This window comes from Bacillus sp. FSL R5-0443 (genome assembly GCF_038608285.1).
GTDB classification, from domain to species: domain Bacteria; phylum Bacillota; class Bacilli; order Bacillales; family Bacillaceae; genus Bacillus; species Bacillus velezensis.
This window is the reverse complement of record NZ_CP152013.1, coordinates 1,932,901-1,945,527: the sequence shown is the minus strand read 5'-3', so window position 1 is coordinate 1,945,527 and position 12,627 is coordinate 1,932,901. Positions and strand designations below refer to the sequence as shown.

The following is a 12,627-nucleotide window of genomic DNA, read 5'->3' as shown; positions in this document are numbered from 1 at the left end:
TATATATCACCTTCGCTTAGCTATTATGTTCTAAGTAGGAGGTGATATTTTGTTTGTATCGCCAATGTTATTGCATTCAATTATAGAACCATTTGATGACGATAGTTATATTACCGAGCTGAAATTTGATGGAATTAGACTGATTCTCTCCAAGTTTAATGATCAGATAAAGCTTTATACTCGTCACAACAATGAGGTAACAAGCAAGTTCCCAGAACTGTTGGATCTCGATATCCCCAATGGAACTGTTTTAGATGGTGAAATTATTGTTGCTGCCCCAGGCGGTTCTCCTGATTTCGAAGCTGTAATGGAACGCTTTATGTCTAAGAAATCAGCCCATAAGGTGGTTTACTGTGTATTCGATGTAATTTATATTGATGGACATTCAATCGCTAATAAGCCGCTCACTGAACGTAAAAACATACTTTTAGACCTTAACCTTGATCATAATAATGTCTTTGTAATTGAAGGCCTGAAAGGAAACGGATTAGCTTATTTTAATCTGGCCAGTGAAAAGCATCTTGAGGGGATCGTACTAAAGAAAGCTAACTCCCCTTATGAAATCAATAAACGTTCTCATAGCTGGCTGAAAGTGATTAACTACGATTACACAGATGTGCTTATCACCGGCTACACCAAAGAGGATATAAAATTTCTTCTGTCTTATCCTGATGGAACTGCAGCCGGATTTATGGAATTCATGCCGAACGCAGAACAAAGTAAATTCCACTCTATGAAACAAGTAAAGTCTGAATCTGACGAATATGTATTTGTAGAACCGATCTCATGTAAGGTTAAACACAGATTTAAGACTAAAAACGGTAAACTCCGCATACCTTCCTTTGAATCCTGGAGAGTCTAATCTCTCCGTTACATAATTCCTTAGTGCAAAGATAACTTAATCCAAATGAAAATTTAGTACATGAATCAATTAGTTTAACTTGCCCATTCATCAAAGCTATAGGGGTAATCAACACTTTCAATGAAACCGATCTCCTTCGCCTTCTGACGGATTTTCATACATCCTTCATAGCTGTAAGCCCATATTTCTTTATAATCCCTCAGCTCGCCGTATTTCCCTGTTATGATGAATTTTCTGAAGCTGTTGACCAGTTGCCACATGTTACCTCCATGCGAAAAGCCGTTTGCACGCCCGTATCCCATTTCATACGGGTAAACATCACTCCCCGTGTAATCATCAACGAAGAACAGTTTTTTCTTAAACCTGAAATACGCTATCCGATTCTTTGACTTACAGTAGAAAATACATCTATCAATGCTTGCGATAAGCTTAATCAAATCGTTTATGTCGTTCATTCGTTTCAATTGCTCTGCTGATGCCATCTGCACTCTTCCCCTCTTTCTATAAAATAACTATTTTATTTTTATTCTTTAATAATCACCAAATATCATAGCCCACAAAATCATTTAGAATATTCGTCATTTATTCTCCTCCTCCATTTCCATATCCGCTATGGGAACTACTTCCGAATAACCCGAGGGAAACGACTAATGCTGTTATAAACGACGACAGTATAAGGGGAATCAAAAATACTGCCAAGCCGGTATAGTTACCCGACTCAAATGTAATAAGCTGTGTGATCGAATATGCGAAAAAGAAAACATATGCCCCGTACGTAATCCAAAACCGCAATTATTCACCCTCCAATCGTTTTAATGCTTCATTGTTTTCGTATATAGTTTCGTTAATCAATACTCTACGAGCTTTCTCCTTCGTAGTTATCCGGAATGTACAGTCGTCTCTCCCATACATCTCGCAATAAACAACGTAATCGCGGAATAGGTCGTTCATATACTCGATGTCGCCGCATCCGTACAACTTACCGTTCAGAAAGCACGCATATATTTGCCCCATATGCTCCACCTCAATTTTCTTCATGTTTTTTTCAATTCTTTTTGATTTTCATATTGCTTTTCACTCTTTTATTAATAGAGGCATGTCTTACGCATGCCATCTAAGAGAGATAGGACATTCTTGGGAGGTGAAAGGTAATGAAATTTCTAATGGATCTATTCACAAATTGGACTTTTGATAAAGTCATGGATTACATGCTAGCTGCTGTAATTTGGTTTGTATTCAAGTCCAAGACAAAGCAGAATGAGTATCCCGATGACTTTGAGGAAAGAAGGCGTTATAGAGATTGATATTCTCTCTATGATCGATATCTATATGGTTACTGCTTTAGATAGCGATCTTCTAGGAGTTTAATTTAAATTCAACACCCAAAAAGTCACATAGCTCTTCCTTAAAATCCGGTTCTCCAAATGTTCCATTCAACAACCTGTGTTCTAAAACATTGAGAGTAACCTCTTCAGGTTCCCACTGATCTTCTAAACCGTGGCATGAACAGTGGGAACCATTAACCTCGAACAATTTCCCTTCCTCTTCAAATAGAACCCAAGCGTGCCCTTCACAAATGTCACCATCATAAGAGGCAAACAGAATGTTTACATCAGTTTCTTTTTCTTCAAAGTCTGACAAAACGTCAACCTTTTCTTTTCCTTCCCATTCGTTCAGGAGTACTGATTTTTGATTAATGATTTCTTCAAATTTTTTCATTGTTACTCCCCCCATTTTCACTTTGAAAACTATCTTTTAATTAGATATCGTAATTGAACTCCAATCAAACGTTTCGAGAATTTTAAGCAGCCGCTCTACTTTCGGTGCCCTCCAAGCTGTCATTGCGTAAGTATGAGCTTCTGAAGTGTAGTGATGCCTATTTAATTTGATATGAGCCTTCGCTTCTGCTTTGGTCAAAAACATTGTATCCGGCCGTACAATATGAACCTTTCTTTCTGGAATTAATTCTGCTTCTTCATCAATGTATTTTTGAATCCACTCAATAGGATCATCAAAGTCATCCTTTTTCAACTCTGTTAAAGCTTCCTTAGAGAGCTCACTATCTTCTTTTAAATCTTCTAAATAATCATCTAAAACATATGCTTCTGCAATATATGGCAGGTATACAGAATACCGTTCTGCGTTTTCTTCTCGAACTTCGACCCATTCATAATCGCCAACTGTCCAGAAACGCGGTGCAGCTTGACAGTCGCTGTCTTGATTTTTCAACTCTTGCTGAAGTTCTTTTAAAAACTGAATATCTTGATTCATTCGCTTCCTCCTATCTGTTTAAAATCACGATTTCATTTAGACTAAACCTTTTTCTTGCTGTCATGCGTTCACTTTTGGGTAAAATACTAATCTGTTAATATTAGTAACTCATCAACTTTATAATTGTATTCACCGTATTCACCCGAGCTCCATTTAACTCCCACAGAACCTCGATTTGTCGTCCACAATATAATTCCCATCTCCCCATCTTCATGCCACCTTACTTGCTTCCCTTTCTGATAACCAAGCATGTTTCCACCCCTTTCTTGAGAAAGCATTTTAATTTAACTTTAATGTGTATTGCCTTGAGAAAATCCCCTTTAATTGGTAAACTCATACCTAACTTACATACGAGTGGGTGATTCCTTGAATAAAACAATCGGTATTACTGGATTAATCATCAGCATAGTAGTACAATCATTTTCGGCCGATGATTCGCTATCCCACAAGATTGCTACGGGTTTGTTATTTGTATCAATAATGATTTATAATTTTGAACACGCTAAAGATTATTCTAAAAAGTCACTTGTAATTTTAGGAGTTTCCTTTATTATTTTTATGCTAGGGATTTATAAAATCCTCTCTATTACCAGCGATTACTTTGAAAAGCTTAATGTGAATTTTGGATACATCCTCTTATTTGAAATAGCATTGATTATTGCATTAGTGTCGATTGCAGTAAACGTAATGAAGTACATTGCGAACCGGTTAAGGAAAACACCTGATGGTAAAGAGCTTTGACTCTTTGCCTTTTTTAAGCTAAATACTTCTTCTTATGTGGTCTTCTATGTACAAAATCAAAGGCAATATCAACCTTTGCCTGTTCCTTCTCCTCAGCTACTTGTTCCGTAACAACGATCAGTTGTCCATTTTCCTGGTGTTCAATGCTATGGACTGAATATCCTTTAGCAGCGTAATATTCACCAATAATCTCATCAACATGGTTGCTAAGCAGATTCCTCTTTATCATCCTTACAACCTCCATTTATTTTATTTTTACCCTTTAAATATTTATATGTATTCCATCCGCAGCCGTCAAATACGCTTATGTCCGCTCCAAGATGCCATCTAAACCAAACTAAGTTAAACCAGGCTGTATCAATTATGTGCTTTAAATAACCTATGTGCCTTCCTCCTTACAATGAAATAGTCCTTTTATTTTGTTTTCATGCCCAACTGCCCATTTCGACTTCAACAATTCCTTTAAATACGTCCTTTGCCTTAACAGATTTATTGGTTTTTGAACGTCCATCATAAGTGGTAAAACTAAAAGATTCTCCTTTATTATTGTGAACAAAACCTAGTTCTGGTTCTGACCAATTCCCATTTGGAAACCGCTGTCTAACTCTGACAGGTGTTGAACGTTTTACGATGTCTGGATCAAAAACCAATGTCTTAACTTCTTTTAACATTGCATGCCCTCCTATAAACAAATCTTTTTAAGCTGATCATCTAGCTTTCTGAACAATAGCTGAACTTTATCAAACTTTTCATCTTCAAAAACAATAGCATCTTCTTTAAGAACTGCGGCTTTTGAAAAAGCTGTGTTTGAATCATGTTGTACGCTGTGGGCGATCCCACCTTTATTTAATACATCATAATACATGCCTATCTTATCTCTGTACCAGTAGCTTGCATCTGAACATTTCATTATCCTTAATTTCATTAACTGCTCACCTCTCACTTCCGTTAAAACAGTCTTTTTATCATTCTTTATCACTTAAATATTCTAAATACCTAAGATGTTCAAAGAGTTCTTCATCTCTATATGCTTGAATTGCATCTTCAAGTTTAAACGAGTGTTTTATTTTTCTGCTCGTGGCTTCTGTAAATAACCTAGTGATTTTACCTTCATCTAGATAACTATGATAGCCACCACCATTACAAAGAAATCGAAGTATATTCTTTAAATACCGATCAGATATCTGATCAACTGTGTAGGTATTATAATTTTTATCTATCCAGTCGTATTCATTTCTCATATTTTTGGTTATCCCAGTCCTCCTTGATTAAAACTTCAATTTTACCTATCTCCTAAAATGGTTTTACACCACTCGTTTATATCTGTTGAAATCTGATCAATTTCAAACAACTTATCCTTTAGCATTTCTTCACCGTCTGCTCCATTAAAGCTTGCCAATCGTTCAAGTTGCTTTGAATAGTGCTTAATCTTTTCAATGCTTAATTCTAAATCCAAGGAACCGTTTTTAAGTTCAACCTCACCCATGTACTCCATTGTTGAACGAGTCCCGCATATTCCACAAAACGCTCTCTGTCTCTTATAAAATTTATCAATAATAGTGGTATGGCCGCAGCCAGTTCTGCAAATGTGCTTGTAATGTGTCAAAAAATCTCTTACTTTCTATTCCAATGAAATTTTACTTTTATTGAAACTTGTGCTTATTTTTCAATAGCTCCTCTTTGATTTCCGCGTAGTCTTTCCCCAATTTCACCAAAACTGAGATAGTTTTTTCAGCTTGAACCACTTTTTTAAGATCCTCAGTTGTCATTGCATCTCTAAGTGAATCTTTATCATCTAAATCATATACATTCATTAGTTCTTTTTTGTTTTTATCAAAACAAACTTTATAAACAAGTTGAGTGAAGTTTGTATACGCATGAGCATCCTTCATGTTTCCTTCATAAAATTCCTTAATTGCATCGGTAAGCTGTTTTCGTTCTGTCCTCGCAATTTCTCTTTTTGCTGCCCAAATAGCAATTTGCTTTGGAGTGGCTTCCTCTACATTTAACAAATAGTGTCTAACTGATTTTCCAACTTTGGATTCAGTAAGTAACATTCCTAATCTAAGTAATCCTCTTCGATTAACAATTTGCAAACTTCTGACTTTCGAGCTTATAATTTTGCGAGGTTCATCATGAACCTGACAAAATTCTTTCAAACTCTTACCTTTTAAAACTCTAATTTCAGCATAATCATTAAATTCATCTCTATTTCTTTTAATGACGGTCTTGATCGTATCAACAGGAACCATATAATACTCCGCGGCTATCTCAACTGTAATTTCTGTAGAGTTCCCAAGTAGAGGTACGACCTTTATTCGATCCAAAATCTCGTCCCGGTACATGTGATCCTCTCGGATAGTTCTGTGCTCGAATACGCCCATTTCGTTATTTTCGTTAATAGTTGCTTCAATTTGTTCATTTTTGTTTTCTTTTTTCATCTAATTCACTCTCCACTTATTTTTAATTTAGTTTAAAATGCATCTTTTATTTGGTTCGTTAATATTATGAGACAGCTCAATAATCATTTTTCATCCTTCACTTTTTCAGAAGTGAAATGCACTACAAAAATTCACATAAAAAGGCTTGCGGCACTTCTCACAATCCATTTCGAACTCACCTGACATATCGCATACATCAAGATAAGGGTCATAGTCCATTAAATACTTGCAATGAGGGCATTTGATTGCGTCTATAACTGAAACTGATTCATCTTTCTTCATTTTGTTTCCTCCTTCTTCCGCCGCATCGAATTGACAAGCATTTGAATTTCTCTTGTGATCCGCTCGGCATCTTTCGCACCTTGATCTATCACATCGAGCCTGTTTCGCTTTTTGGAAGTAGTAACCGCGTCATGTATGACGTTATTTACTTGTTCACTCAACTCATCCATCAGATTGAAAAGTTGAATTGATTTATCTTTGTATGCCGTCACTCCGCTCCCTCCTTCACTATATAACCTTTTAAAATCGCCTGATTCAGATCATCAGCATACATACTATTCAGTGATTTAAACAATCCAGTCCACGGTTCGACGTCACCATTATTAATGACAAATTGTTTCCCTACAAATTGAAGACGCGCAAATTCTTTTTTATCCCCATTTGTTAAATCGTTCACTCTCTGAGGATCATTATCAGCCATTCTTAAATAAAACTTCATGCCTTCTTTGATCGCCCGCGCCTGTTCCCGCGTGACCTCAACCTTATCGCTTGTTTTGATTTTTGTCTTTCTCATTCCGCGCCCTCCTTCTTTTCATTGACCCGATTAATGAAAATGTGTTCGGAATCTTTATGTGATTCATCATAATGACGGAGGATGAATCTCACACATTCTGCATTGTCTCCCGACTGAAAAATGGTTTCATTAGTTCTTTCATCATAAACACGATATTTTCCACTCATTCGGCGCCCTCCCCAGTCCAAAGCAATGTCTCATTCGTTATTTTTTCCACTTTATAATTTATGATATAGTTATTTTTTGCGTATTCCTCTGCATATTTCAATGCAGTTTTATCATCATTAGCGCCGAAACTGAAATGCGTCCAACCGAACTTAACTTCGTACCAAAGCTTATATTCAATACGCTGTACTTCAGCATTCATAAGCACCCTCCTTAGTGACCCGATTACTCCTTCTATCTGCAAACATGTTTGTTTGATATTCCTGCAACTGATTTTCAATAGTTTCCACAGAAGCTAAAGGGAAAGCAGTTTTTTCCCACAATATAAAATTACACTGCTTATCATTGGCATCGGGAAAGTACTTCCTTACTAAATCTATCCACGTCATTCCACATCACCTACAATCTTCAGATTTTTATAATGAGCTACATGTCCGCAGGGATTTTTCCAAATATGAACTTGTCCGAAGAATCCGTCCTCAGCGTGCTGCGTGAGCTGAGGATTTCCCATTTCCCCGCCACAAGTAGGGCATTTCCAAAGTGCATTAACTTCCCTGAACCCGATCAGGAAACCATTGGTATCGCGGGCTGGAATCGTTAATTTCCTTGTCTTCATTCTGAAGCCCCCTTCGGTGTAAACACTTTGATCACTTTCAAAATATAAGCTGTTTCCCCGTTATCTAATCCATCCATAGCGCACTCAAAATCTTTCCCCGCGCTTTTCATTGTGCCGTGGAATTGTACATCTTCGCTTTGCGTGTCATATACCATATAAGTATCATTCATTCCGCTTTTTTCTTTCTGTTCCTCGGTCTTTAATTTTAGTTCTTTGTTCTCTTTTGTAAGCCGCTGAATCTCTTCCTGAGCCAGTTGGAGTTCTTTTGAATTTGCTTCCTGTATGGCCTTGGCTTCACCTTCATGATCCCAAGTTTCATATGCAATTAACTGCCCTTCATTGATGTTTAAATCAGGTCTATTTCTTTTTATGTATTTAGCGAAACCTCCACACAAAACCGTCTCATCACTATGACAAGCCCAATTATGTCCACTCTTTTCCTTCATCTCTACAATTTGCTGGGGTGTGGGCAAACATCCGTAATTTTGAGCCATTTCAGCTTCTTCACTGTGCGAGAAGGGACAACTTATACATCCTCCACTTCCACAATAAGAACGTTCAATCATATTTATTTCTTTCAACATATATCCTCCTTATCTGAATCTCTATAAAACTTACATTTTATGTACTTATATTTAATTTTTATCTAACTTCATTTTAATAAAGAATTTTGTATACCCTATGTATTCCCTTTTGTATTTGCTTCCCTTCTTATCGGAGCCGGCATCAACAAATTCAAAGTATTTTTCTTTTATCGGATGTGCGCACACATAACCAATTTTCTCTTTTTCTATAATTCTTCTAACTAAACTTACTTTATTAAAATCAGTTAATGAAATTGTATTGTTCATACAGCTTTTTGTTCTAATCATTGGCCTCTCCTTCTTGGTCAATTTGTATCTCTGCTATGTACATACCTTCATACGCATAATCGATTATTGAATGAAATAGCCCTACAACTCTTCTCATTTCTTTTTTGTCTTTGTGAATGAGAAGTGTATCATATGCGTCTTTTAATTTACTCAACTTTTCATCAAGGAGCATTGCTTTTCTAACTCACCACCATATACTTATTTTTTATATTTAACTATAATTTACGCTACAAAATAATCTTTGTCAATCAAATTCGATCATATTTTTTCCAGATGACCGAATTTGATTTTTCATTCTGCAAATTTAAATATTATTTCATTGATATGATCCCTTATTTTCACCAGATTTTCTGGTGTTACGGACACTGTTACGTCTACATGTTTGCCATTAAAGTTTAAAAGGAATTGATATTGCTCTGATGTCAAAATCTTTTTAGTTAGTTTGAGATTAACGGTGTTGTAATCCTGAAGATCAACAAACAATTTCACGTGTTCACCTACAAGCTCCAACTACACTGCTGTAATGCACATGCTGTAATTCCATGGAGTCTTCCTATTTTTTTTATTTAAAGTACTTCTTCAGTATTAGATACCTCATAATCAATGTCATTCAATTTAAATTTCTCAACTGTCCCGTCTGCCTGCAGAAAGCATACTTCCCTGGCGACCATGAGTTTTTCACACAGTCTTTCAGCAAGGCTTTGAGAAACCTCTTCGTTTTTTGCTTTGTTTTTAAGTGCAATTTCTAGATGTAGTGATACATTGTTCAAATAACCTGCCATCCTCATTCTCCTATACTATGTTTTTTCTCTCCGACAACCTTACAAGGGAACAAGCGTTCTGTTTTGTTTGATAACATTATACAATTAATATGAGTGTAACGCTAGTGGTTATTTGAAGTCATCGTATGGTATGATATGTATTATGTCTTTCCATAACAGAACTAGCAGGAGGATGTCCGATAATGATTAAAGTTGGGATCGGGCAATGCTTGATACCTGAACTTTGTAGAAAGAAAGACATTACAATTAATGAACTTGCTGAAATAACAGGAATCAAAAAGCAGCAATTGAGCGATTATAACCGGATGAAAAAAGTCGAGATGACTATCAGAACAGCTAAAAGAATCGCTGAAGCATTAGATTGTAATGTGGAAGATCTCTATGAATTCAAGGTTGAACGGCATTGAGTTTCGACTAAGACAAATGTCTTGGTCTCCTCCTGAGTAAACCATACGGTTTACACAACTATTTTACTACATGCTGCCATTGGTGGAAAGAACTTATTTTGGCATATTGTGTCTAGTTTTGTCGAATGTCGAAATTTTTCATATGAATATTAATATTATGCATATTTTTTATTTTTGAACATAACAAAACACCCAGCTTTAAGCTGGGCAGGGAAAATAAAATTTAAATTAATTCTTCTTCTTTTAAACCTAACTCTTCTGCATAAAGCTTTTTTATCACTTCTTCATTAACGTAATCTTTCATGCTGTAAACAGCCCTAGATCTATTACTAACAACTAAATTAAAATCATCGATGATCTGGTATCTAACGGCATTATCGACAACGCCTCTTTCTTTATAAAGCTGATACGCTCGATAAAGATGACCCGACCTTACAATTGTATTAGGCGTAAGAAAGTTTATTTTAAAGAATTCTGAGATATCCGTAATTAAATTCGTGATTATATGTCTACCGGCTTGCCCTTCATTTTTTCCCCGAGTTATTTTAGTTTTTATTACATAGTCATTGTCCACCAGGGAGACTTCTTTTGCCCAGCCTTCGCCTCTACCATTTTTCAATTGATACTTGGTTTCCTTTGAAGCGTTTAATGCAATTATGAGACAATCGCTGCTAACTTTTAATTTGCGATCGCCATTCTTTATGTCATGCAATGTTAGAACGTTACCATTTAACATCGCTTCTTCAATTTGTTGCCGTGAAAGACTAAGAAGTTCCGAGTGCGCCATGCCCGAGATGCCATCAAACAAACATCTTAGAACTGCTTTCGATTGATAATTGACCAGTTTTTCTTGCATCTCTTCCAGTTCACTATAGGAGATGTATAATTTTTTACCACCTAAGCACCCATATAGCTCTTCATTCGATATAGTTCTCGCTAAATTTACAGTACCCTTGCTCAAATTATAAGATGCTGCCCAATCGATATACATTGACAATAATGATAATGTTCTTTTTACACTCCCAATTGTTGTTTGATCGAATGATCGTATTAGCTCTAAAATCTGTACTGAAGTGAAATCATAAATATCTTTTTTATAAAGATTTTCCGTTATTTCTGATTTTGAGAACAGGGGTCTCAACTGATGAGCTACTGCCTCTGTAACAGAATCTAAATACTTTTCCTTAATATCACTATTGAACATTGCATCAAACATCTCCTAAGCTAATTAAATTGCTGCTCTATCTCTATTTCTCTGAAGAAGTCACAAATTTTTTGAGGAGCTCTCGGATTACCGTTATTATCAATGACCCCAAGCTCCTTCCAAAGAGGATTGTCTTTTCTGAAATCAATTGGTTTTAGTATCTCTTCGACCTTATTTTCTACATCATCAATCAATACATCTGATTCCTGTAATCGTTTCGCTAATTGAACATAGCCGTTAAAAAACAAATTGGCGTTAACAAGAGATCGCTTCCGTTCGTCTGCAATACTGCCTAAAAATTCATCAATATAAATATTGGCCATAGCATCAAAAAAGGCACTTAAGTATCTCCCGGTTTTCAAGATGTCTGCTTGATTGCTAAAATCCTTTTTAGAATAGTTGCGTTCAACAGCTTTCTTGAAATCCGAAAAAGTAATTAACAGGTTTTGCCCGCGGTTGATCCAATCACTGTTAGTCTTAATGTAATCGCCAATGAGACTGTTATCTTGAATAAACTTAACGATCTTATTCGAGAAATAATGCTGGCTCATCTCAGCAACCTTAGATTTTTTCACAGGGTTTATAGTGTTCTGTTGTCCAAAATGCTCTCTAGCCTGTTTTTGAGTGTAATTGTATATGTCTACTTTGAACACACGCTTTAGCAAATGCTTTAATTCAGGATGTTGTCTAATTGCAGTGGTTATCCCGATAAGTCTATGATACCCGTCCAGCACGTCCAAAATTGTACCTTCAGTTACAGTTAAAGACATATTTTCTTCGTCATATATTAACTCAATTCCTTCATCCGCGCTGCCTACACGTGCATTAAAAGTGAACATTGAACTTATTAATTTTCCCTCTTTAAACAACTCTTTAATTTCATCTACTGATTTTTTATTTAATTCAGGAACGGGTATTTCAATATCAGTTCCTTCAAGTTTCTTGGTTTTATTTGTTCTTTGAGCATTCGGATTATAATGAAGTAGCTTATTTTCAAATAGACGATAAAGCTCTTCAGCAGTAATCTGGAATGTTAAATTGCTATCTGAGTATTTAACAGCGTTTTTAAAGGTGTAAGGAAGTTTAATTTCGTCTTCCACTTCACCTTCCCAAAGCGTTTCAATATCCTGCATATCGGCTTCAGTAAAATAATTGGCAGGGTTAAACCTTTCTGATTCAAGAATCTTGAATAGGCATTTAGCTAAAAAATACATGTATTCTTTAGAAAGGTCTAACTCTGGATTTTCTAATTCGTTAATTATTTTTTGTGTTGTACCAGGAGGTATTTTGAACTCCGCCATACCTATTTGGACATCATTTATAAAAGAGCGTATATGTTTTTTTTCAGAAAACACGTCTCTCATTTCGGTGAGCAATTTCTCATTTGCAGATTGGTCAAATATTACCGTCATTATATCACCTCATATTATGTTGCTAAAATAAAGTTACCAAAGGGAAACTTTATTATCA

Annotated in this window: 25 protein-coding genes; 3 read left to right on the top strand and 22 right to left on the bottom strand. The window is 35.8% G+C overall.

Translation table 11 applies throughout. The features are described from left to right. The first annotated feature begins 49 nt into the window (after positions 1-49). A complete protein-coding gene (locus NYE28_RS09665; RefSeq protein WP_342490438.1) occupies positions 50-862 on the top strand; it encodes an ATP-dependent DNA ligase in 813 nt (270 codons plus the stop codon). Positions 863-936: 74 nt separating this feature from the next. Here NYE28_RS09665 and NYE28_RS09660 read toward each other — a convergent pair whose 3' ends face one another. The 3 genes from NYE28_RS09660 to NYE28_RS09650 all read right to left on the bottom strand — a co-directional run bounded on the left by NYE28_RS09660 (position 937) and on the right by NYE28_RS09650 (position 3,133). After that, a complete protein-coding gene (locus NYE28_RS09660; protein ID WP_342490437.1) occupies positions 937-1,344 on the bottom strand; it encodes a hypothetical protein in 408 nt (135 codons plus the stop codon). Positions 1,345-2,218: 874 nt separating this feature from the next. Further along, the gene (locus tag NYE28_RS09655; protein ID WP_020954112.1) at positions 2,219-2,581 is read right to left on the bottom strand and encodes a hypothetical protein; all 363 of its coding nucleotides are present in this window, start codon (positions 2,579-2,581) and stop codon (positions 2,219-2,221) included. 36 nt (positions 2,582-2,617) lie between these two features. Further along, positions 2,618-3,133, bottom strand: coding sequence for a hypothetical protein (locus NYE28_RS09650; protein ID WP_020954113.1), 516 nt, complete (start codon positions 3,131-3,133; stop codon positions 2,618-2,620). 366 nt (positions 3,134-3,499) lie between these two features. Here NYE28_RS09650 and NYE28_RS09645 point away from each other — a divergent pair, with 366 nt between their 5' ends. Next, on the top strand, positions 3,500-3,874 hold the full coding sequence (locus NYE28_RS09645) for a YoqO family protein (RefSeq protein WP_335432114.1): 375 nt from the start codon (positions 3,500-3,502) through the stop codon (positions 3,872-3,874). Positions 3,875-3,887: 13 nt separating this feature from the next. Here the strand turns inward: NYE28_RS09645 and NYE28_RS09640 are convergent, their stop codons facing one another. From NYE28_RS09640 to NYE28_RS09560, 17 genes are all read right to left on the bottom strand, one after another. After that, the gene (locus NYE28_RS09640; RefSeq protein WP_342490436.1) at positions 3,888-4,103 is read right to left on the bottom strand and encodes a hypothetical protein; all 216 of its coding nucleotides are present in this window, start codon (positions 4,101-4,103) and stop codon (positions 3,888-3,890) included. Between the two features lie 196 nt (positions 4,104-4,299). Further along, positions 4,300-4,545: a hypothetical protein gene (locus NYE28_RS09635; protein WP_104843455.1), complete on the bottom strand. Its 246-nt coding sequence runs from the start codon at positions 4,543-4,545 to the stop codon at positions 4,300-4,302. 11 nt (positions 4,546-4,556) lie between these two features. Further along, positions 4,557-4,799: a hypothetical protein gene (locus NYE28_RS09630; protein ID WP_259429518.1), complete on the bottom strand. Its 243-nt coding sequence runs from the start codon at positions 4,797-4,799 to the stop codon at positions 4,557-4,559. A 40-nt stretch (positions 4,800-4,839) separates the two neighbouring features. Then, positions 4,840-5,115: a hypothetical protein gene (locus tag NYE28_RS09625; protein ID WP_062623445.1), complete on the bottom strand. Its 276-nt coding sequence runs from the start codon at positions 5,113-5,115 to the stop codon at positions 4,840-4,842. Positions 5,116-5,156: 41 nt separating this feature from the next. Then, complete coding sequence (locus NYE28_RS09620) at positions 5,157-5,369, bottom strand: hypothetical protein (RefSeq protein ID WP_342490435.1); 213 nt, start codon at positions 5,367-5,369, stop codon at positions 5,157-5,159. A gap of 148 nt (positions 5,370-5,517) precedes the next feature. After that, the gene (locus NYE28_RS09615) at positions 5,518-6,315 is read right to left on the bottom strand and encodes a hypothetical protein (RefSeq protein ID WP_342490434.1); all 798 of its coding nucleotides are present in this window, start codon (positions 6,313-6,315) and stop codon (positions 5,518-5,520) included. A gap of 105 nt (positions 6,316-6,420) precedes the next feature. Further along, positions 6,421-6,597: a hypothetical protein gene (locus NYE28_RS09610; RefSeq protein ID WP_342490433.1), complete on the bottom strand. Its 177-nt coding sequence runs from the start codon at positions 6,595-6,597 to the stop codon at positions 6,421-6,423. After that, positions 6,594-6,809: a hypothetical protein gene (locus tag NYE28_RS09605; protein ID WP_342490432.1), complete on the bottom strand. Its 216-nt coding sequence runs from the start codon at positions 6,807-6,809 to the stop codon at positions 6,594-6,596. Before NYE28_RS09605 ends, NYE28_RS09610 begins: the two co-directional genes overlap by 4 nt. Continuing rightward, positions 6,806-7,111, bottom strand: coding sequence for a hypothetical protein (locus NYE28_RS09600; protein WP_342490431.1), 306 nt, complete (start codon positions 7,109-7,111; stop codon positions 6,806-6,808). Before NYE28_RS09600 ends, NYE28_RS09605 begins: the two co-directional genes overlap by 4 nt. Further along, positions 7,108-7,278 (bottom strand): hypothetical protein, encoded by a 171-nt coding sequence (locus NYE28_RS09595; protein ID WP_342490430.1) that lies wholly within the window; start codon positions 7,276-7,278, stop codon positions 7,108-7,110. Before NYE28_RS09595 ends, NYE28_RS09600 begins: the two co-directional genes overlap by 4 nt. Next, positions 7,275-7,478, bottom strand: a complete 204-nt coding sequence (locus NYE28_RS09590; RefSeq protein WP_342490429.1) for a hypothetical protein — start codon at positions 7,476-7,478, stop codon at positions 7,275-7,277. The genes NYE28_RS09595 and NYE28_RS09590 overlap by 4 nt, the downstream gene beginning before the upstream one ends. Further along, the gene (locus tag NYE28_RS09585; RefSeq protein WP_342490428.1) at positions 7,468-7,665 is read right to left on the bottom strand and encodes a hypothetical protein; all 198 of its coding nucleotides are present in this window, start codon (positions 7,663-7,665) and stop codon (positions 7,468-7,470) included. Before NYE28_RS09585 ends, NYE28_RS09590 begins: the two co-directional genes overlap by 11 nt. Next, complete coding sequence (locus NYE28_RS09580; protein ID WP_342490427.1) at positions 7,662-7,892, bottom strand: hypothetical protein; 231 nt, start codon at positions 7,890-7,892, stop codon at positions 7,662-7,664. The genes NYE28_RS09585 and NYE28_RS09580 overlap by 4 nt, the downstream gene beginning before the upstream one ends. Continuing rightward, complete coding sequence (locus tag NYE28_RS09575) at positions 7,889-8,473, bottom strand: hypothetical protein (protein ID WP_342490426.1); 585 nt, start codon at positions 8,471-8,473, stop codon at positions 7,889-7,891. The genes NYE28_RS09580 and NYE28_RS09575 overlap by 4 nt, the downstream gene beginning before the upstream one ends. 54 nt (positions 8,474-8,527) lie before the next feature. Continuing rightward, entirely contained in the window at positions 8,528-8,764 is a 237-nt protein-coding gene (locus NYE28_RS09570) for a hypothetical protein (RefSeq protein ID WP_342490425.1), read from the bottom strand. Next, complete coding sequence (locus tag NYE28_RS09565) at positions 8,757-8,936, bottom strand: hypothetical protein (protein WP_122503951.1); 180 nt, start codon at positions 8,934-8,936, stop codon at positions 8,757-8,759. The genes NYE28_RS09570 and NYE28_RS09565 overlap by 8 nt, the downstream gene beginning before the upstream one ends. Positions 8,937-9,330: 394 nt before the next feature. Beyond that, positions 9,331-9,546 (bottom strand): YopT family protein, encoded by a 216-nt coding sequence (locus tag NYE28_RS09560; RefSeq protein ID WP_326365266.1) that lies wholly within the window; start codon positions 9,544-9,546, stop codon positions 9,331-9,333. A 182-nt stretch (positions 9,547-9,728) separates the two neighbouring features. On the opposite strand from NYE28_RS09560, the gene NYE28_RS09555 reads away from it, so the two are divergent. After that, the gene (locus NYE28_RS09555) at positions 9,729-9,953 is read left to right on the top strand and encodes a helix-turn-helix transcriptional regulator (protein WP_122503948.1); all 225 of its coding nucleotides are present in this window, start codon (positions 9,729-9,731) and stop codon (positions 9,951-9,953) included. A gap of 223 nt (positions 9,954-10,176) precedes the next feature. Here NYE28_RS09555 and NYE28_RS09550 read toward each other — a convergent pair whose 3' ends face one another. Next, positions 10,177-11,157 carry a hypothetical protein gene (locus NYE28_RS09550; protein WP_122503947.1) on the bottom strand — a complete coding sequence of 327 codons (981 nt, stop codon included), beginning with the start codon at positions 11,155-11,157 and terminating at the stop codon, positions 10,177-10,179. A gap of 20 nt (positions 11,158-11,177) precedes the next feature. After that, on the bottom strand, positions 11,178-12,569 hold the full coding sequence (locus NYE28_RS09545; RefSeq protein WP_122503945.1) for a DNA sulfur modification protein DndB: 1,392 nt from the start codon (positions 12,567-12,569) through the stop codon (positions 11,178-11,180). Between the last annotated feature and the right edge of the window lie 58 nt (positions 12,570-12,627).

Excerpts from the sequence above, each read along its gene's own strand:
- NYE28_RS09600 (WP_342490431.1), bottom strand. The coding sequence starts at position 7,111 with ATGAGAAAGACAAAAATCAAAACAAGCGATAAGGTTGAGGTCACGCGG.
- NYE28_RS09610 (WP_342490433.1), bottom strand. The coding sequence starts at position 6,597 with ATGAAGAAAGATGAATCAGTTTCAGTTATAGACGCAATCAAATGCCCT.
- NYE28_RS09590 (WP_342490429.1), bottom strand. The coding sequence starts at position 7,478 with ATGAATGCTGAAGTACAGCGTATTGAATATAAGCTTTGGTACGAAGTT.
- NYE28_RS09640 (WP_342490436.1), bottom strand. The coding sequence starts at position 4,103 with ATGATAAAGAGGAATCTGCTTAGCAACCATGTTGATGAGATTATTGGT.
- NYE28_RS09635 (WP_104843455.1), bottom strand. The coding sequence starts at position 4,545 with ATGTTAAAAGAAGTTAAGACATTGGTTTTTGATCCAGACATCGTAAAA.
- NYE28_RS09620 (WP_342490435.1), bottom strand. The coding sequence starts at position 5,369 with ATGGAGTACATGGGTGAGGTTGAACTTAAAAACGGTTCCTTGGATTTA.
- NYE28_RS09615 (WP_342490434.1), bottom strand. The coding sequence starts at position 6,315 with ATGAAAAAAGAAAACAAAAATGAACAAATTGAAGCAACTATTAACGAA.
- NYE28_RS09595 (WP_342490430.1), bottom strand. The coding sequence starts at position 7,278 with ATGAGTGGAAAATATCGTGTTTATGATGAAAGAACTAATGAAACCATT.
- NYE28_RS09545 (WP_122503945.1), bottom strand. The coding sequence starts at position 12,569 with ATGACGGTAATATTTGACCAATCTGCAAATGAGAAATTGCTCACCGAA.
- NYE28_RS09580 (WP_342490427.1), bottom strand. The coding sequence starts at position 7,892 with ATGAAGACAAGGAAATTAACGATTCCAGCCCGCGATACCAATGGTTTC.
- NYE28_RS09660 (WP_342490437.1), bottom strand. The coding sequence starts at position 1,344 with ATGGCATCAGCAGAGCAATTGAAACGAATGAACGACATAAACGATTTG.
- NYE28_RS09625 (WP_062623445.1), bottom strand. The coding sequence starts at position 5,115 with ATGAGAAATGAATACGACTGGATAGATAAAAATTATAATACCTACACA.
- NYE28_RS09630 (WP_259429518.1), bottom strand. The coding sequence starts at position 4,799 with ATGAAATTAAGGATAATGAAATGTTCAGATGCAAGCTACTGGTACAGA.
- NYE28_RS09570 (WP_342490425.1), bottom strand. The coding sequence starts at position 8,764 with ATGATTAGAACAAAAAGCTGTATGAACAATACAATTTCATTAACTGAT.
- NYE28_RS09560 (WP_326365266.1), bottom strand. The coding sequence starts at position 9,546 with ATGGCAGGTTATTTGAACAATGTATCACTACATCTAGAAATTGCACTT.
- NYE28_RS09550 (WP_122503947.1), bottom strand. The coding sequence starts at position 11,157 with ATGTTCAATAGTGATATTAAGGAAAAGTATTTAGATTCTGTTACAGAG.
- NYE28_RS09650 (WP_020954113.1), bottom strand. The coding sequence starts at position 3,133 with ATGAATCAAGATATTCAGTTTTTAAAAGAACTTCAGCAAGAGTTGAAA.
- NYE28_RS09655 (WP_020954112.1), bottom strand. The coding sequence starts at position 2,581 with ATGAAAAAATTTGAAGAAATCATTAATCAAAAATCAGTACTCCTGAAC.
- NYE28_RS09585 (WP_342490428.1), bottom strand. The coding sequence starts at position 7,665 with ATGACGTGGATAGATTTAGTAAGGAAGTACTTTCCCGATGCCAATGAT.
- NYE28_RS09565 (WP_122503951.1), bottom strand. The coding sequence starts at position 8,936 with ATGCTCCTTGATGAAAAGTTGAGTAAATTAAAAGACGCATATGATACA.
- NYE28_RS09555 (WP_122503948.1), top strand. The coding sequence starts at position 9,729 with ATGATTAAAGTTGGGATCGGGCAATGCTTGATACCTGAACTTTGTAGA.